This is a genomic window from Proteus sp. G2300, from assembly GCF_009915965.1.
GTDB lineage: Bacteria > Pseudomonadota > Gammaproteobacteria > Enterobacterales > Enterobacteriaceae > Proteus > Proteus vulgaris.
On the sequence record NZ_JAABNK010000023.1, the window covers coordinates 162,294 to 180,988 of the forward strand.

Consider the following 18,695-nt stretch of genomic DNA (forward strand, 5'->3'; position numbering starts at 1 on the left):
ATTAAAAATATATTTATTTAATTGTTATTCATTTTTACTTCAATATATAAAAAAAACACACGATAATTTGATCATGTGTTTTTCAGAATATTCGCTTTTTTTAACAAAAAAAACATCACTACTTATAACAAATAATATTTAATACTCTTATTTACCATCAGTATAAGTTATAAGTTGTGTTTTCTAGCATCACTTTACCAATTAGATCACCAGACTCCATTAATTGATGAGCTTTACCTACTTCTGTGAGTGGAAAAATGGCATTTATTATTGGTTTAATCTTACCTTCGGCAATCAATGGCCATACATATTGTTTTAGTTCTTGTGCAATATGTGCTTTTTCTTCTACTGAACGAGAACGCATGGTTGACCCCGTGTGAATTAGACGTTTAATCATCATTGGCATCATATTTAAATTTTTAGGCATTCCTTTCATCATACCCACTTGTATAATACGTCCAAACTTACTCGCAACTTGATAGTTTTTCTCTACATAATCGCCACCAATAATATCAAGCACAACATCAATCCCCTTACCTTGAGTTAAAATGGGAATTTGTTTAGCGAAATCGGTTTGTTTGTAATTAATGACATAATCAGCACCAATCTTGTAAGCTACAGAGGCTTTTTCTTCAGAACCAACCGTTGTATAAACGGTCGCTCCTATAGCATGAGCAAGCATAATCGCCATAGAGCCAATCCCCGATGTTCCGCCATGAATAAGTACAGATTCACCTTGTTTTAGTTTACCTAACTGGAATAAATTAGCCCACACTGTAAAAATATTTTCAGGCAAGGCGGCAGCTTCAAGATCCGTTAAACTCATTGAGGGTAATGCGATATCTTCATGTGCAATGCAATATTGAGCATACCCCCCACCAGCAACTAAAGCACAAACCCTATCCCCTAATTGCCATTTGGTGCAACCGTCACCTACTGCCACAACTTCTCCAGCAACCTCAAGACCGGGGATCGGTGACGCATCTGCGGGGGGAGGATAACGACCTTGTCTTTGAAATATATCTGGCCGATTAACACCTGAGGCGGCAACTTTAATTAAAAGATAATGAGGAGGAAGTGAAGGAATTGGGGATATTTTAGGTTGTAACTTGTCTATATCACCGGGCTCTGTAATTGCGATCTCCAACATATTTGCAGGTAAAACAGTTTTCATCATATTCTCCCATTTAATTTAGCCACTCTCAGAATGTTATGCTAGTTGAGCTGTTTCGATCACTTATCTTTCTTATTTTAAAGTTTTAAGAAAAGAGTTCATCTAGTAAACAATAAATCAAGTGTAGATAAACGAAGATTATAACCAACCTTGCTTCTTATGTTGTATGCAAATCGGGCACAATGTTGCATCTGGCTTCCATGATAAAAAAGCTAACCGACATTTTTCACAGTGTGCATCATAATAATGGTAAAGGATGGGTTCGTTATTTTTAGCGACACGTTCTTTAACATGAATGGATTTAGGAAAACAAACAACTTCACAATTCATACAGCCGGTACAACGCTTTTCATCAAGAGTGAATATATTATTTTCGAGTTCAATCGCACCTTCATCACAAACTTTGGCGCATGCAGAGCAAAGAATACAACTTTCTTTATCTAACTGAATCTGGAACCAACTATCTTCGGGATACAGTTGTTTTCTTGCATTTAAACCTGTTCTTACTTGACTTTTATTTAATGGTTTTTCATCTAGTTTTTGACGAAAAAGCATAAAACGACGCCCACTATCAATATCAGTAGGTTCAGTGATCATTAATTGCCAGATAGGCTCTTGTAATGTTTTTAGTTGAAGATTTAAATTCGCTAAAACAGGAAGCCATTTATCCACTAAAGGTTGTGCTATTTTCATTCCTCTAATGTGATATTGGCGATGCCACACTAATAGTTCTTCTGTACTTGCTAAAGGCTCATCATGATTAACAACTAAATAATTATCCTGATACGTTCTTTCATGGGGTGCAATATTTTCTATTGCATCTACAGGGCAAGTAAACAGGCAATTACCACATTGGAAACAGCGTTCATTATCTATCTTTACATCTAAGTGACCAAAAGTGATAGCACCCACAGGACAAACTTTAGAGCAACTATCACATAGGCTTTGTTTGAGGCGTTTTCTAACACATTTATCATTAATAATTGGTTCAGGAGGAAGCTCCATCGTAATAAAACGCCTCATACATCACAACTCCACTACTTAACAATAAAGAATGCAAAGCGATTAAGAATTTCTGCAATCAGTATTATTGCGCTACTCGCTAACACCATAGACAATCCTGAAGTAAATACAGCATTACGATATTTCCATACACTGTATCCCATCACTAAAATGCCGATTATTGACATTATCCATGCAGATACTCTTAATCCGAATATTTCATTATACGCAATGATAGGCGTATGAGGGAATGTTATCGCATCATTTGTTGAGATAACTAATGACAACCATTCTAAATAGGATGGTTGTACAGCCATGCGCAATGTTACTGAAAGGAAAATAATTCCTAATGCGCTTATCACAATTTTTTTTGCTAATTCATTATTTATAAATGCTTTAATACGAAATGCCGTTATTGATAGTGCAATAACGGCACCGGCAGCAAATAATGCACCTATAAACATAAAATAGGTATTTATATGCATCCATGTCAGTATCGAGGTATTGTAATACAGTGATGCCATACAAAATATATCAATAATGCCAAGCAAACCAATAACCGCTAATAGACTTTTATTCATATGTCCTTTAATCAAAACGACCAAGGTATAAAGACATAATGCACCAAGATAAACAGCAGCAAATATGATTTCACGACTCAACCATGATGAAGAAATATGGCGTAATGCATGAAAGGCATTCCATGGATATCCCATATGTAACGTTGATGCTAATAATCCTAAACATCCTAAAATAGCGGCAGTTAATAAAGCGGGTCGCATAGCAACCGTTGCTCGTTGATTACCAATATCTTTTTCTAGCCAACAAAAATAAAGTGCGGTAAAAATAGTCACACCCACAGAACTTTGGACGAATAAAGTAAAGGTAACTAATGGCCATTCATTCATGCTTGAACTCCTCCTTTTTTCATCGCCCCTGTATGAGGTTTGATAACTAAATTTGGATTTGTCATCGTAAAGTCAGGTAGCCCTTGAACTTGGCTTAAATGCCCATATTTCGCTCTTAACTCTTTTATCTTGCCAAATTTAATCGCATTTAGCGGACAGGTATCAACACAAATTGGATTTTTGCCTTCTGACAGTAAATCGACACAAAAATCACATTTTGACATTTGTCCTGTTTCTTCATTCATTTGTGGTGCACCGTAAGGGCATGACCACGCACAATACCCACAACCTACACATTTAGAGGTATCAACGCGAACAATACCATCACCTTCTCGTTTATGCATTGCCGTTGTTGGGCAGTTTCTTACACAGACAGGTGAATCACAGTGGTTACAAGAAATGGTTAATGTATAAGCAAACACATTATTAACCAGACCACCTTGTCCTGTTGGTGCGAAACCGCCTCCTTTTACTTCATAAATACGACGAAAACGACGTCCGACTTCTAAATTATTTTTATCTTTACATGCCACTTGGCAAGCTTTACAACCAGAGCAACGAGAGGAATCAATAAAGAAACCGAGCTGTTCATCACTCACTGGTGCATATTCTTTAAAATCACTCATGCTTTAGCTACCTCAACTAAAACCGTTAAATGCGAGTTACCATGTGCTAATGGCGTCATCCGTGTTGATGTTAAAACATTTGGGCATCCCCCATGATCAATTCCGTCCTCATCAGGTGTCCACCATGCACCTGCTTGCAAACCAACAACACCAGGAATAATGCGTTGTGTGACTAAGGCAGGAATTTGAGTTATCCCTCTATCGTTATAAACACGTACCATATCACCATTCTTGATACCTCTATTTTCAGCATCAATTGGATTTATCCATACTTCTTGACGTTGCGCTTCTTGTAACCAAGGGTTGGCATATTGTGTTGAGTTTGCACGATTTTTCCCTTTCCAAGTTAGCATTTGTAATGGATATATTGCTGTTAATTTATCTTCAGGGCCTTCAATTGCGGGTACATAGTGAGATAAAGCCGGAATATCCGGATTGTTCATGTCGTAAAGGCGTTTAGAGAATATCTCAATTTTCCCTGATGGCGTTGGAAATGGATTATTTTTAAAGTCACTGATATTTTTTTCGAAGGCAATGAATGGTTCATCTTTGAAAAGATAACGACGCGTTTTCACTAATTCCTCAAAATTAGGGAAATCGGATCTATCTTGGAAGCGCTCTTTATTTGTATCAACAAGGTAGGCAATCCACTCTTTTTCACTTCTACCTTCAGTAAAAGGGTCTTTTACTCCCATTTTTTCTGCTACGTCTGTTATCCATTCATAATCAGAACGACGTTCGAAAGCGGGTTCAACAACTTTTTCAGATAGAAGGAAATAATTTCCTGTGCCCCATGTATTACCAATGTTCCAACGTTCTAAAAAACTGGTTTCAGGTAAAACAAGATCCGCATATTTTGCAGAGGGAGAGAGATATAAGTCGCTAGCAACAATAAATTCGACTTTTGATTCATCTGCTAATAATTTAGCAGCTGCATTAACATCAGGGTTTTGGTTGACTAAATAGTTACCTGCTAAAGAAAAAATCATCTTGATATTGGTATCAAGTTTATCAACACCTAAAAGACCATCCTCAGTACGTACTTTGCTTGCATCATCAACCGCTTGCATCCAATTCATGATGGAGATTTGTGCTTTAATTGGATTTTCACCGATATTAGGTCCACGTATAGATTGGCGATTACCAATACCGCCGTAACCCGCTGCCCACGCACCTTTCTTACCTACATTTCCTGTAATTGCAGCCAATAACGTCGAGCCTCGAGCACTACGCTCGCCACAAATATGACGTTGAGGCCCCCACCCCTGAATTAAGGCGGCGGGTTTCGTCATGGCATATTCGCGTGCAAGTTGACGAATGGTATTTGCGGGTACTTTTGTGATTTTCTCCGCCCATTCAGGTGTTTTTTCTATCCCCTCTTTTTTACCGGTTAAATAAGCAACCAATGACTCATTAGCGGGAACACCTTCTGGCATATGCTCTTCATCAAAACCAACAACATACTTATCAATAAAAGGTTTATCATGAAGATTTTCGGTAACAATGACATACATCATTGCATCCATTAAGGCATTATCTGTTGTTGGTAAGAGTGGGATCCATTGATCAGCAAGAGATTGAGCAGTATCCGAATAACGAGGATCGACAACAATAAACTTAGTCCCCTTATCTTTCATTTTTTGAAAATAATGGTTTGTATGACCAAAAATAGTTTCATTGGGGTTATGACCCCATAAAATGACTAAAGGTGTGTTTTCAAGGGTATCGAGTGAGCTTCCCGTTTTTGATATACCGTAAGTATAAGGTGTTACTTTGACTGTATTCCCTAAACTGACAGAATGATAATAAGGTAAGTATCCACCTGTTAAATTAAAGAGTTTCTTCATCATAGTATCACCAGAGAAGATCCCCCCTGTTACAGCGGTATTAACGGTTAAAAAGCGACTTGCGGCTCCATGTTTTTCAGTTAAACGTGTAATATTTTCTGCAATAAGCGTTGTCGCTTCATCCCATGAAATACGTTCAAATTTACCTTCACCACGTTTACCGACCCTTTTCATAGGGTATTTCAATCTATCAGCATGATAAGAAAATTTACGGTAACCTCGTCCACGCACACATGCCCTCATAATTGGCATAGCTTCATCTAATTCATTATCAGGTCTAGTGGTAATACGAGTAACAATCCCTTCTTTTATATGTGCACGAATATCACACTTACCACCACAGTCAAAAGTGCTACATGTAGCAACAACCGTAGCGGGTTCTTCATCATTTTGCACAATAGATAAACTTTTATCTGAATTAGCGTGTGCATTTCGTGCGAAAAAAGGCACAGAAACCAATGCTGCACTTGTTTGAACAAAATGGCGACGACTTAGAGATGTCATCCCATTGTTTTCTTGATTTTTTTCTGTTTTTTTCATTGATTTATCATTCTCACATAACAACTCTCATCAGTGAAAATGATAGGATATAGTGGTAACCCCTCATTGATGTACATCAATACCACTAAAGAGGTAATGGAATGTTTCAATATTTCTCATTTCTTTGCAAATTCCCCATTTTTTATAAGGGGAAGCTAATTCAAGGTAGCATTAAGTTGCATCAAAAATACACTTAGTTAACTTTACCTATTTTTTGTTAATAAAATAAAGAGTTATGTATAAAAAAAATCAAATTCAAGGTAAGCCCGTAAATAAAATGTCAATATAAAGATAGAAAATCTTGAAGCACACCTTCATTTTTGGATTTTGACCAGGATAATTTAGTAATAGCACTATAACTTCGCTAGAAAATCGAATAATATACCAATTGAGTATAGGGTTAGCGCAAATTGTTCTAAATAAGCCTTTAAGCAAAACATTGTTTTTATCAAGATACATGTTTTGTTACATTCAGAATTATTTCTATACGTATCGTTATTCCCCTTACCAATTACTGCAATATGTGTTAAAATTGACGCATATCAATATTTTTATTTGTAATGAGCAAGCTTATGATCCCAGAAAAACGCGTCGTTCGCCGAATCCAATCTGGCGGTTGTGCAATCCATTGTCAGGATTGCAGTATTAGCCAGCTCTGCATCCCGTTTACTTTAAACGAGCATGAGCTTGATCAACTCGATAATATTATCGAGCGTAAAAAGCCCATCCAAAAAGGTCAAACCTTGTTTAAAGCAGGTGATGAGCTGAAATCACTTTATGCCATACGTTCCGGTACAATTAAAAGTTATACCATTACGGAAGAAGGCGACGAGCAAATAACAGGATTTCATCTTGCCGGTGATTTGGTTGGATTTGACGCCATTATTAATACTGAACACCCTAGTTTTGCACAAGCCTTAGAAACATCAATGGTTTGCGAAATTCCATTTGAAACTTTAGATGATCTGTCAGGCAAAATGCCTAACTTACGTCAGCAAATGATGCGCCTGATGAGTGGTGAGATCAAAGGTGACCAAGAAATGATTTTACTGCTATCGAAAAAGAATGCAGAAGAACGTTTGGCTGCTTTTATCTATAACCTCTCTCGTCGTTTCGCACAACGTGGTTTTTCCCCTCGTGAATTCCGTTTAACCATGACTCGTGGTGATATCGGTAATTACTTGGGTTTAACCGTTGAAACGATTAGCCGTTTATTAGGCCGCTTCCAAAAAAGTGGTATGTTAAGCGTTAAAGGTAAATACATTACTATCGAAGATAGTACATTATTAAGTGAACTAGCAGGCAAACTTCCTTCATCAGCAGAAGTTTAACCTGTTACATTTCACACACTAATTTTATAACGGGGCACACAAATTTGTGCCCCGTTTTCTATTTTGTGCTATTGCATTTTATCTTCTTGGGTTATCTTTAAATTGTAGATGGATAAATCCAGCCCTAAAGAGGATATTACAATGGAAAAATATCAAAACCTTCTCGTTGTCATTGATCCTAACCAAGATGACCAACCAGCACTTCGCCGTGCTGTCTATATCGTTCAGCGTAATGGTGGGCGGATAAAAGCTTTTCTACCTGTTTATGATCTCTCCTATGACATGACAACCCTTTTATCTCCCGATGAACGCAATGCAATGCGCAAAGGTGTTATTAGTCAAAAAGCAGCTTGGATCAAACAGCAGGCTCGCTATTACCTTGAAGCCGGCATAGAAATTGACATTAAAGTCATTTGGCATAATCGCCCCTATGAAGCCATTATCGAAGAAGTCGTTGCACATCAACATGACTTACTCATAAAAATGGCTCACCAACATGATAAATTAGGCTCACTTATTTTTACTCCTCTAGATTGGCAATTACTTAGAAAATGCCCTTGCCCTGTTTGGATGGTTAAAGATAAAGAGTGGCCTGAATACGGCACTATTGTCGTGGCGGCAAATTTATCAAATGAAGAATCTTACCATGATGCTCTTAATTTAAAACTTATCGAATTAACAACTGATTTGTCTCATCGCATACAAAAAGATCCTGATGTTCATCTACTCAGTGCTTACCCTGTCGCACCGATTAATATTGCGATTGAACTACCTGATTTTGATCCTAACCTTTATAACAATGCACTTCGTGGGCAACATCTTATTGCGATGAAAGAACTTCGCCAGAAATTCAGTATTCCTGAAGAGAAAACCCATGTTAAAGAAGGATTACCAGAGCAAGTTATTCCTCAAGTTTGTGAAGAGCTAAATGCGGGTATTGTAGTTTTAGGCATTTTGGGAAGAACGGGTCTTTCAGCAGCCTTTTTAGGAAATACCGCAGAACAACTTATTGATCATATCAAATGTGATTTATTAGCCATCAAACCCGATGGTTTTACCTGTCCTATTACAGTTGAGAATGATCACGAATAAATACGCACCTGTATAAAAAAACGCCAGTTGAAATTCATCGACTGGCGTTTTATTTTAATCATTATTTTTATATCTATTACAGCGCTTTTAAAATCGCATCTACACTGGCTTTCGCATCACCAAATAGCATTTGTGTATTCTCTTTAAAGAACAGAGGATTTTGAACTCCTGCATAACCTGTATTCATTGAGCGTTTAAACACAATAACATTTTGCGCTTTCCACACTTCTAATACTGGCATCCCTGCAATTGGGCTATTCGGATCATCTTGTGCGGCGGGATTTACAGTATCATTAGCACCAATAACGAGAACAGTATCAGTATCAGAGAAATCATCATTGATTTCATCCATTTCTAATACAACGTCATAAGGCACTTTAGCTTCTGCTAATAAAACATTCATATGACCTGGTAAACGTCCTGCTACAGGGTGAATACCAAAGCGTACTTTAATACCACGTTGACGTAATTTCTCAGTGATATCATGTACAGGGTATTGTGCTTGAGCAACAGCTAACCCATAACCTGGGGTGATAATGACAGATGTTGAGTTTTTCAGCATATCAGCAACTTCTTCAGCTGTTGTTTCACGATACTCTCCCATTTCACCATCTTCCGTTGAAGCTGTACCATCTGAACCAAATCCACCCGCGATGACACTTAGGAAAGAACGATTCATCGCTTTGCACATAATATAAGAAAGGATGGCACCAGAAGAACCCACTAATGCACCTGTTACAATTAACAGGTCATTGCTTAACATAAAACCAGCGGCTGCAGCTGCCCACCCTGAATAAGAGTTCAGCATCGATACAACTACTGGCATATCAGCACCACCAATTGATGCAACTAAATGCCAACCAAATGCTAATGCAATTACAGTCATTACGATGATTAAGAAAACTTGTAAACCAACACTGTCGGTTTTAACAAACCAAACCATCAATAAGAAAGAAACAACCAAAGCTGCAAGGTTTAATTTATGGCGATTAGGCAACATCATCGGTTTTGATGACATTTTTCCACTTAATTTACCATAAGCAACAATTGAACCTGTAAATGTAACAGCACCAATGAAGATCCCTAAAAAGACTTCTGTTAGATGAATATTCACCATCACAGGATCCATTGCGGTATCGTGGTCGAGATAACTGTTAAAACCGACTAAAACGGCGGCTAAACCCACAAAACTATGCAAGATTGCAACCAATTCTGGCATTTGTGTCATTTCGACTTTTTTAGCTAAACGAATACCAATAACGGCACCAATTACCATTGCAATAATAATCCAACCTACATTTCCTGCATAAGGTCCAAAAATGGTTGCAAATAGTGCAATCGCCATCCCTGCTATACCAAAATAGTTACCTTGTTTAGAGGTTTCATGCTTTGATAAACCGGCAAGGCTGAAAATAAATAATATTGCGGCGACAATATATGCCGCTGTAACAACTCCGCTGGACATAATTGTCTCCCTTAGCCTTTACGGAACATTTTCAACATACGTTGAGTAACAGTGAATCCACCAAAAATATTAATGCTCGCAATTAATATTGCGACAAACGAAAACAGGCTAACCCAGCCACCACTCCCAATTTGTAGCAAAGCACCGACAACGATAATGCCTGATATTGCATTTGTCACTGACATCAATGGTGTATGTAATGAATGGCTAACATTCCACACAACGTAATATCCCACCACACAAGAAAGTGCAAATACCGTAAAGTGAGATAAAAATTCTTTCGGTGCCACATTCGCAAGCCATGCAAACAATAAGAAAGCAATAGCTAATAAACCATATTTCTTCCAAGGTGAAACCGGTTTAGCAACGGGTTTCTCTTGTGGTTTCGCAGCAGGTGCCACTTTAGGTTGTGCTGAAACTTGAATTGGCGGTGCAGGCCAAGTAATTTCACCAGCACGAATAACGGTAACACCTCGAATAACAACATCATCAAAATCAATATTGATATTACCGTCTTTCTCTTTACAGAGTAATTTCAGCAAATTGACTAAGTTAGTGCCGTAGAGCTGAGATGATTGTGCCGGTAACCGAGCAGCAAGATCTGTATAACCAATAATTTTTACACCATGGTCTGTCGTAAAGACTTCATTAGGCACGGTATATTCACAGTTCCCGCCATTTTGAGCTGCAAGATCGACAACGACACTCCCAGGTTTCATTGAATCAACCATTTTTTTCGTAATTAAACGAGGTGCTGGTTTTCCTGGGATTAATGCAGTTGTAATAATGATATCAACATCTTTTGCTTGCTCTGCAAACAATGCCATTTCAGCGTCAATAAAAGCTTTTGACATGACCTTAGCGTAACCATCACCACTGCCTGCTTCTTCTTTAAAATCAAGTTCAAGGAACTCAGCCCCCATACTTTGAACTTGTTCTTTCACTTCAGGCCGCGTATCAAATGCACGAACAATTGCACCGAGGCTTCCTGCCGCACCAATTGCAGCAAGGCCTGCAACACCAGCGCCAATAACCATCACTTTAGCTGGTGGTACTTTACCTGCCGCAGTAATTTGCCCAGTAAAGAATCTTCCGAATTCATGGGCTGCTTCAACAACGGCACGATAACCAGCAATATTTGCCATTGAACTTAACGCATCAAGGGATTGTGCACGAGAAATACGTGGCACACTATCCATTGCCATAACGTTAATGTTTTTTTCCGCTAGTTTTTCGAGTAATGTCGCATTCTGTGCAGGCCAAATAAAGCTCACTAACGTTGCGCCATCTTGTAATTGCGCGATTTCATTATCAAGTGGTGCATTTACTTTTAAAATAATGTCTGATTGCCAGACATTTTGGAGATCGAGGATCTCAGCCCCTGCTTCCTGATAAGCTTTATCCTCAAAACTTGAAGCAATACCAGCACCATTTTCAATTGCGACTGTAAATCCTAATTTTATGAGTTGAGTTACTGTAGCAGGTGTTGCAGCAACCCTTGTTTCATTAGAAAGTCGCTCTTTGGGTATACCAATTCGCATAATTTTCCCTTCTTATCCATATGAGACCTGTTAAAATTTCTCCGCTAATTTCATAATCATGCAAAAAAAATGTTAAAAATAATCAAATGCATGCTATTAATCGTAGCTCTAATAACCTACTGAAAATAAAACCAATAATCTATATCTGTGTAAAGCTAAAATTGAACTTAATTGGATCATTTTAGTCGAAAAGGCATATTTATGAATTATTCACTATATTCAGGTAAATATCTGGTAACATATACTGGTCATTTGACTCTGTGGTGATTCACTAAATAAAATAATGCGACAAATGCTATTATTACATGTAATAATTAATCCCTATGTGATAAACCACTACGTTCAGCACATGACCAATATTAATTGCGCAAGGCGGAAGGATTTTGTATGAAGCTGAAAACCTCAGTCATCGCAGCAGCGATGTTGTCTTTAACTAATATCACTGTTGCGCAGGCTGCTCAGGAACTGACTCCAGAACAAGCTGCAGCACTAAAACCATTTGAAAGAATTACAGTTATCGGTCGTTTTAACGCGATTTATGAAGCCGCAGATGCGGTATCACGTCGTGCTGATAAAGTCGGTGCTGATAGTTTCTATATTCAAGGTCTTGATGATATCAGTGATAGTGGCAATATGACTGTTACTGCTGACCTATACCATAAAGATGCACCAAAAGCAGAAGAAGAAAGCTATCGTGTTTTTCATGGCGTAACTGAATTACCAAAACCTGAAGCAATTCTGTTACAACCATTTGATACTGTTTCTATCCGTGGTTACTTCCCTACAACCCCTGATATTAACGATGCAATTGCAAAAGCAGCGGCTAAAAAAGGTGCAGCATCATTCTTTATTGTACGTAACGTATCGACAAATGATGGTGGTAACCAAGAAGTCACAGCTTATATCTACAAAAAAGATGCACCTAAACGTGCTATTCAAGCACCAGAAGCCGTTGTTCCTTACGATTCTGATGCCGGTCGCGCACTTATTGCAGAAGGCGGAGCCGCTGCCAATAAAGTTGAGAAACCAGGTCTTGCATCAAACACTGATTTTGATAGAAGTGTAGGTACATTTACTGATACACAAACTTCGGGTGCAAGTGGTCGTTACACTGTAACATTACCTGATGGTACTGAAATTCAAGAAGTTAACAAAGCAGCTGCTGCATTAATGGATCCTTTTGATACCATTACATTTAGTGGATACTTTGTAAACTCACCAGAAATTTCTTATCAGGTTGCAAAGCGTGCTGCAGCAAAAGGCGCCAAGTATTACCATATTACAAATGAATGGCAAAGTGATGGTGGTACCGTCACGATTACAGCCGACCTCTTCAAGTAATAAAAACGTCCTAATTAAAAAACCTTGCTAATGCGAGGTTTTTTTTTACTCAAAATATAATCAAACAAACTACATTTTGTAAAAGTGCATAATTTTTATGATTTAATGCATAGACAACCACGTTAACTCTCCGTAAAATCTCGCTGTTTTTTAGTGTTTTTATCTTTATTTAAATTTGAGATATTCATATTTATTCTATTTACTGACCAAAAAACAAGAAAATACGCTATTTATTTACAATTTTAATCACGTAGGTAATTATCCTTGAATAAGAAACTTGGCTTAATATCACTCACCGCGTTAGTGTTAAGCTCAATGGTTGGTGCTGGTGTATTCAGTTTGCCTCAAAATATGGCTGAAGTTGCTAGCCCTGCCGCATTGATTATTGGTTGGGTTATAACCGGTATTGGGATCCTCTTTCTTGCCACGTCTTTATTACTTCTCTCTCGTCTTCGCCCTGATCTTGATGGTGGTATTTTTACTTACGCTAAAGAAGGATTTGGTGAGTTTATTGGTTTTTGCTCTGCATGGGGTTATTGGGTCTGCGCGGTTGTCGCTAACGTTTCTTATCTTGTTATTGTTTTTGCTGCCTTCAGTTTTTTTACGGATCCCCCTGAAAATGTCATTTTTGGTGATGGTAATACTTGGCAGGCCTTAATAGGAGAATCCATATTACTTTGGGTTGTTCACTTTCTTATCTTACGTGGTGTACAAACAGCCGCCAGTATTAATTTAATGGCAACAATGGCAAAACTTATTCCGTTAGGATTATTCGTTATTGTCGCTTTATTAGCTTTCAATATGGATATATTTACCCTTGATTTTCAAGGCATAAATATGGGCGTTCCTGTTTGGGACCAAGTTAAAAATACAATGCTGATTACGCTATGGGTATTTATTGGTATTGAAGGTGCCGTTGTCGTTTCTGCCAGAGCTAAAAATCGACAAGATGTTGGTTTAGCCACCGTACTAGCTGTTGTGATTGCTCTCATTATTTATATTCTTGTGACACTTTTATCACAAGGTTTAGTCAGCCAAGCTGAATTAGCCACAATGAAAAACCCGTCAATGGCTCCTTTGCTTGTACAGCTTATTGGTAGTATGGGTGAAATAATTATTGCTACAGGTCTTATTTTATCTGTTTGTGGCGCATATTTAAGCTGGACAATTATGGCAGCAGAAGTTCCCTATATCGCAGCATTGCATCATTCATTCCCTAAACAGCTCGGTAAGCAAAATAAAAATGACGCACCTTCATCTTCTTTATGGTTTACCAACTTAGCGGTTCAATTCTCTTTAGTCTTAATCTGGTTAACAGGAAGTAACTACAACACATTGCTGACTATCGCCTCAGAGATGATCCTTGTACCTTACTTCTTAGTAGGCGCATTTCTATTTAAAGTTGCCATTGCACGTAGTAGCCGTGCTCTATTACTGATAGCCATACCCGCAAGTTTATATGGTTTATGGTTACTTTATGCATCTGGTGTTATTAACTTATTGTTATCCGTTGTACTTTATGCGCCTGGTATCTTAATGTTTTTATATACACGCAAACAATATAAAAACAATACCCCCTTACTTTTAGGCGAAAAGATCATGCTGATACTTGTGTTATTTGGTGCTATTCCCGCATTAGGTTACTTAGCTCTTTACTAAAATCACGCCTAGAGGTGCTATAAAAATAGCACCTCTTTTCTCTCTAGCGCTTTTCTCTCATGTTTGTCTCTACTAAAAATCCTATTTTGTAAACCGGTTATTTTCCCCTATTAAGCTGTTGTTTTTTACACAGATGGTTAGGTGCTTATAAGTTAAGAAAACAATAGTATGTTGTAACTAATATATAGCTAGCTATTAATTAACAAGAGAATAAAAAAGCCCACGAAAAGCATTAGTTTTCGTGGGCTCAAACATGTCACTATTTTATTAGTTAAAATTAATTTGTTCTATTGCCTGCAATATCCGTTTATCTGATATTGGATAAGGTGTTCCTATCTGCTGGGCAAATAGACTCACTCTTAACTCCTCTATCATCCAGCGAATATTTTGTACATCGTCTTGCTGTTTTTGTTTTTCAGTCAGTTTGCCTAACCACTGTTGCCATTGCTGTATAACATTTTCAACTCGACTCATTTGTGCACGATCACGATTAGGATCAATAGCCAATTTTTCCATTCGTTTTTCAATTGCACTTAAATAACGAGGGATATCAGCAAGGCGCTTCCAACCATGAGAGGTAACAAAACCAGGAAAAACTAACAGACCAAGTTGGGCTTTAATATCAGATAATGCAAAAGCAACACTAATATCAACCCGCCCTTTTAAACGTTTATTGATGGCAAAAACTTGCGTTAGAATTGATTCAACTTGTTTTGCTATTTCAACCACAGCATCATTTAGCTCTGCCCTGACATACTCTTGTAGCTTTTGATATTCGTCTTCTTGCCAAATTAAACCACCATAAGACGCCATGAGCTTATCAACACCACAGGAGATACAATCATCAATTAAATCGAGCACCTTGCCATAAGGATTAAAATAAAGACCCAACTTTGCTTTATTTGGTAATTTTTCATGCAAGTATTTAATCGGAGAAGGAATATTTAATAATAATAACCGTCGTACCCCTTCCCACATTGATGCTTGTTGTTCAGTTTCTGTTTCAAAAAGCTTAATGCCTACACTGTTTTTTTCATCAACTAAAGCAGGATAAGCCTTCACTGAATAACCACCGCGTTTTTGCTCATATCGCTGTGGTAAATCACCAAAACTCCAAATATGTAGGTTTTGCTGCTCGATACCATCATCAGCCACCGCCGATAACGTTTCTTGCACTTTTTCCTTTAAATTTTCTTTTAACTTATTAAGATCTTTACTTTCTGCTAACGTTTTATTTTTATCACCTACAACACGGAATGTCATTTTTAAGTGATCGGCAACTTGATCAAGTTGCCAACTTTCTCTATCAACCGTCACTCCAGTCATTCGACGTAACTCTTTTTCAAGTCTATCAAGCAAATCACCTTCAACTTGAGGTACTCGCTCTAAAAATGCAGAAGCATAATTAGGTGCTGGTACAAAATTACGACGGATAGGTTTTGGTAATGATTTAATTAAAGCCACTATTAATTCATGACGAATACCCGGAATTTGCCAATCAAACCCTTCATTTTTTACCTGATTTAAAATAGGTAATGGAATATGAACGGTGACACCATCAGCCGCAGTACCAGGCTCAAATTGGTAAGTGAGACGTAATTTTAAATTATCTTGTTGCCAATAGTTCGGATAATCTAATGCACTAACTCGTTTAGCATCATCTTTGATAAGCATACTTTTTTCAAAGTTAAGCAGATCAGGTGATGCCTTTTGTGCCTCTTTCCACCATTTATCAAAATGACGAGACGAAACGACGTCCTGAGGTATTCGCTGATCGTAGAAGGTAAACATTGTTTCATCATCGACAAGAATGTCTCGACGACGAGATTTATGCTCTAACTCTTCAACTTCTGTCCGTAATTTTAAATTGTCACGGAAAAATGCATGGCGAGTTAGCCAATCTCCCTCCACTAACGCGTGGCGAATAAAAAGCTCACGACATAAAAGCGGATCAATTTGGCTGTAATTTATAGGCCGAGAAGCAACGATTGGCAGACCATACAATGTCACTTTTTCATTAGCCATTACAGCGCCTTGCGCTTTTGACCAATGGGGTTCACTATAGTGATGTTTCACCAAATGTTCAGCAATAGGTTCAATCCATTCTGGTTCGACCCGAGCTGCAATTCTCCCCCATAAACGAGATGTTTCGACTAGCTCCGCTACCATTGTCCATTTAGGCGGTTTTTTGAATAAACCTGAGCCTGGATAAATAGAAAAACGAGCATTCCTTGCTCCAGTAAACTCTTGTTTATCCGTATCTTTTTGCCCAATATGCGACAATAAACCACTTAGTAGTGCTACGTGAATACTTCTAAAATCGGCAGGTTCACTATTGACTGGAAAACCTAATTCTTTCACAACTTGTCGCAATTGCGTATAAACATCTTGCCACTCTCGAACTCGCATAAAGTTTAAGAATTCTTGGCGACACAATTTTCTAAACTGGGAATGACTCAACTCTTTTTGTTGAGTTTTCAAATAATCCCACATGTTTAAAAAAGACAAGAAATCAGAATCTTTATCTTGGAAGCGCCGATGTTTCTCATCAGAAGCTTGCTGTTTATCCATTGGTCTTTCACGAGGATCTTGAATTGAAAGTGCGGAAGTAATGACCATCAACTCTTTAACAGCACCATATTTACGCGCTTCAAGTACCATTCTTGCTAAACGAGGATCAATAGGAAGTTGTGCAAGTTGTTTTCCCATAGGGGTTAAACGATAAGCACCATTATGATCTGTTCCCTCTTGTAATGCACCTAGCTCTTCTAATAATCGAACACCATCTTGAATATTACGTTTATCAGGTGGCTGTACAAATGGGAACGCACTAATATCACCTAATCCTATTGAGGTCATTTGCAAAATAACAGATGCAAGATTAGTTCTTAATATTTCAGGATCAGTAAATTCAGCACGAGAAATAAAATCATCTTCTGAATAAAGACGAATACAAATGCCATCAGAAACACGACCACAACGCCCTTTTCTTTGATTTGCTGAAGCTTGAGAAATAGGTTCTATTGGAAGTCGTTGTACTTTAGTACGATAACTATAACGACTGACACGCGCAAAACCGGTATCAATAACGTATTTAATGCCCGGTACAGTTAATGAAGTTTCGGCAACGTTGGTTGCTAAAATAATGCGTCTGCCATTGTGGGGGTGAAAAATACGATTCTGTTCACTATTCGATAAACGGGCAAATAAAGGTAATACTTCAGTATGGCGAAGCTGTAACTTATTCAGCGCATCAGCAGTATCGCGAATTTCTCGTTCACCACTCATAAAAATAAGAATATCACCCGCACTTTCTCGACTTAATTCATCAATAGCATCGATAATCCCATCAGTCATATCCTTATCGCTATCAAGTTCATCACCACCAATTGGGCGATATCTCACTTCAACAGGATAAGTTCTACCTGAAACCTCAATAATTGGAGCTTGGCTAAAGTGTTTAGAAAAACGCTCAGGATCGATGGTTGCAGAAGTAATAATAACTTTTAAATCAGGGCGTTTAGGTAATAGTTGCTTTAAATAGCCAAGAATAAAATCGATATTTAAGCTACGTTCATGGGCTTCATCAATAATGATAGTGTCATATTGTAATAACAGCTTATCTTGCTGTAATTCTGCTAATAAAATACCATCTGTCATTAACTTAACGAGCGAGTTATCACCAACATGATCGCTAAAACGGACCTTATAACCTACCGCTTCTCCTAACGTACTCTTTAACTCATGAGCAATACGTTCAGCCACTGAACGCGCAGCTAAACGGCGCGGTTGAGTATGCCCAATAAAACCCTTGATCCCTCGCCCTAATTCAAGACAGATTTTAGGGATCTGTGTTGTTTTACCTGAGCCAGTTTCTCCTGCAATAATAACAACTTGGTTATCTTTTATTGCATTATAAATAGCATCTTTCTTTTGACTAACAGGAAGGTTTTCTGGGTAAGTAATTTCAGGACAAGTGGCACGACGGCGAATTATCATCTGTTGTGCTGTTGTGATATCGTCTTTAATTGCACTTAATACCGCTTGTTTAGACTCTTCATTATTAATTTTAGCGACGCCACGTAGACGTTTTCTTAATCGTTGCTGCTCCCGCAACGATAATTGCTCTATTTCTTGATAGAGCATGGCAGATGATAATGTCACCTTTT

12 protein-coding genes are annotated in these 18,695 nt (G+C 37.9%); 4 read left to right on the forward strand and 8 right to left on the reverse strand.

The annotated features are described in order from the left end of the window. Positions 1-157 precede the first annotated feature (157 nt). The 5 genes from GWI97_RS12240 to GWI97_RS12260 all read right to left on the reverse strand — a co-directional run bounded on the left by GWI97_RS12240 (position 158) and on the right by GWI97_RS12260 (position 6,097). Complete coding sequence (locus GWI97_RS12240; protein WP_036936751.1) at positions 158-1,177, reverse strand: NAD(P)H-quinone oxidoreductase; 1,020 nt, start codon at positions 1,175-1,177, stop codon at positions 158-160. A gap of 135 nt (positions 1,178-1,312) precedes the next feature. Beyond that, positions 1,313-2,197: a 4Fe-4S binding protein gene (locus GWI97_RS12245; protein WP_036936748.1), complete on the reverse strand. Its 885-nt coding sequence runs from the start codon at positions 2,195-2,197 to the stop codon at positions 1,313-1,315. A 14-nt stretch (positions 2,198-2,211) separates the two neighbouring features. Next, positions 2,212-3,084: a dimethyl sulfoxide reductase anchor subunit family protein gene (locus GWI97_RS12250; RefSeq protein WP_087802372.1), complete on the reverse strand. Its 873-nt coding sequence runs from the start codon at positions 3,082-3,084 to the stop codon at positions 2,212-2,214. Further along, on the reverse strand, positions 3,081-3,710 hold the full coding sequence (locus GWI97_RS12255; protein WP_036936745.1) for a DMSO/selenate family reductase complex B subunit: 630 nt from the start codon (positions 3,708-3,710) through the stop codon (positions 3,081-3,083). Before GWI97_RS12255 ends, GWI97_RS12250 begins: the two co-directional genes overlap by 4 nt. Next, positions 3,707-6,097, reverse strand: coding sequence for a DMSO/selenate family reductase complex A subunit (locus GWI97_RS12260; RefSeq protein WP_161752006.1), 2,391 nt, complete (start codon positions 6,095-6,097; stop codon positions 3,707-3,709). The genes GWI97_RS12255 and GWI97_RS12260 overlap by 4 nt, the downstream gene beginning before the upstream one ends. A gap of 572 nt (positions 6,098-6,669) precedes the next feature. Here GWI97_RS12260 and GWI97_RS12265 point away from each other — a divergent pair. Beyond that, positions 6,670-7,428 carry an FNR family transcription factor gene (locus GWI97_RS12265; RefSeq protein ID WP_036936742.1) on the forward strand — a complete coding sequence of 253 codons (759 nt, stop codon included), beginning with the start codon at positions 6,670-6,672 and terminating at the stop codon, positions 7,426-7,428. 141 nt (positions 7,429-7,569) lie between these two features. Next, positions 7,570-8,520, forward strand: coding sequence for a universal stress protein UspE (uspE, locus tag GWI97_RS12270; protein WP_036936740.1), 951 nt, complete (start codon positions 7,570-7,572; stop codon positions 8,518-8,520). A 76-nt stretch (positions 8,521-8,596) separates the two neighbouring features. Here uspE and pntB read toward each other — a convergent pair whose 3' ends face one another. Next, positions 8,597-9,985, reverse strand: coding sequence for a Re/Si-specific NAD(P)(+) transhydrogenase subunit beta (pntB, locus tag GWI97_RS12275; RefSeq protein WP_161681458.1), 1,389 nt, complete (start codon positions 9,983-9,985; stop codon positions 8,597-8,599). An 11-nt stretch (positions 9,986-9,996) separates the two neighbouring features. Then, a complete protein-coding gene (pntA, locus tag GWI97_RS12280; protein ID WP_161710239.1) occupies positions 9,997-11,526 on the reverse strand; it encodes a Re/Si-specific NAD(P)(+) transhydrogenase subunit alpha in 1,530 nt (509 codons plus the stop codon). A gap of 387 nt (positions 11,527-11,913) precedes the next feature. Between pntA and ydgH the strand changes: the two genes are divergently transcribed. Both ydgH and GWI97_RS12290 read left to right on the forward strand, forming a co-directional pair. Further along, complete coding sequence (gene ydgH, locus GWI97_RS12285; protein ID WP_036936733.1) at positions 11,914-12,867, forward strand: DUF1471 family protein YdgH; 954 nt, start codon at positions 11,914-11,916, stop codon at positions 12,865-12,867. 264 nt (positions 12,868-13,131) lie between these two features. Continuing rightward, positions 13,132-14,526 (forward strand): basic amino acid/polyamine antiporter, encoded by a 1,395-nt coding sequence (locus GWI97_RS12290; protein ID WP_103004716.1) that lies wholly within the window; start codon positions 13,132-13,134, stop codon positions 14,524-14,526. 267 nt (positions 14,527-14,793) lie between these two features. On the opposite strand, the gene hrpA is transcribed toward GWI97_RS12290, so the two are convergent. Continuing rightward, a complete protein-coding gene (gene hrpA / locus GWI97_RS12295) occupies positions 14,794-18,672 on the reverse strand; it encodes an ATP-dependent RNA helicase HrpA (RefSeq protein WP_087802603.1) in 3,879 nt (1,292 codons plus the stop codon). Between the last annotated feature and the right edge of the window lie 23 nt (positions 18,673-18,695).

Coding starts and splice junctions, on each gene's coding strand:
- GWI97_RS12240 (WP_036936751.1), bottom strand. CDS start 1,177: ATGATGAAAACTGTTTTACCTGCAAATATGTTGGAGATCGCAATTACA.
- GWI97_RS12245 (WP_036936748.1), bottom strand. CDS start 2,197: ATGAGGCGTTTTATTACGATGGAGCTTCCTCCTGAACCAATTATTAAT.
- GWI97_RS12250 (WP_087802372.1), bottom strand. CDS start 3,084: ATGAATGAATGGCCATTAGTTACCTTTACTTTATTCGTCCAAAGTTCT.
- GWI97_RS12255 (WP_036936745.1), bottom strand. CDS start 3,710: ATGAGTGATTTTAAAGAATATGCACCAGTGAGTGATGAACAGCTCGGT.
- GWI97_RS12260 (WP_161752006.1), bottom strand. CDS start 6,097: ATGAAAAAAACAGAAAAAAATCAAGAAAACAATGGGATGACATCTCTA.
- GWI97_RS12265 (WP_036936742.1), top strand. CDS start 6,670: ATGATCCCAGAAAAACGCGTCGTTCGCCGAATCCAATCTGGCGGTTGT.
- uspE (WP_036936740.1), top strand. CDS start 7,570: ATGGAAAAATATCAAAACCTTCTCGTTGTCATTGATCCTAACCAAGAT.
- pntB (WP_161681458.1), bottom strand. CDS start 9,985: ATGTCCAGCGGAGTTGTTACAGCGGCATATATTGTCGCCGCAATATTA.
- pntA (WP_161710239.1), bottom strand. CDS start 11,526: ATGCGAATTGGTATACCCAAAGAGCGACTTTCTAATGAAACAAGGGTT.
- ydgH (WP_036936733.1), top strand. CDS start 11,914: ATGAAGCTGAAAACCTCAGTCATCGCAGCAGCGATGTTGTCTTTAACT.
- hrpA (WP_087802603.1), bottom strand. CDS start 18,672: ATGCTCTATCAAGAAATAGAGCAATTATCGTTGCGGGAGCAGCAACGA.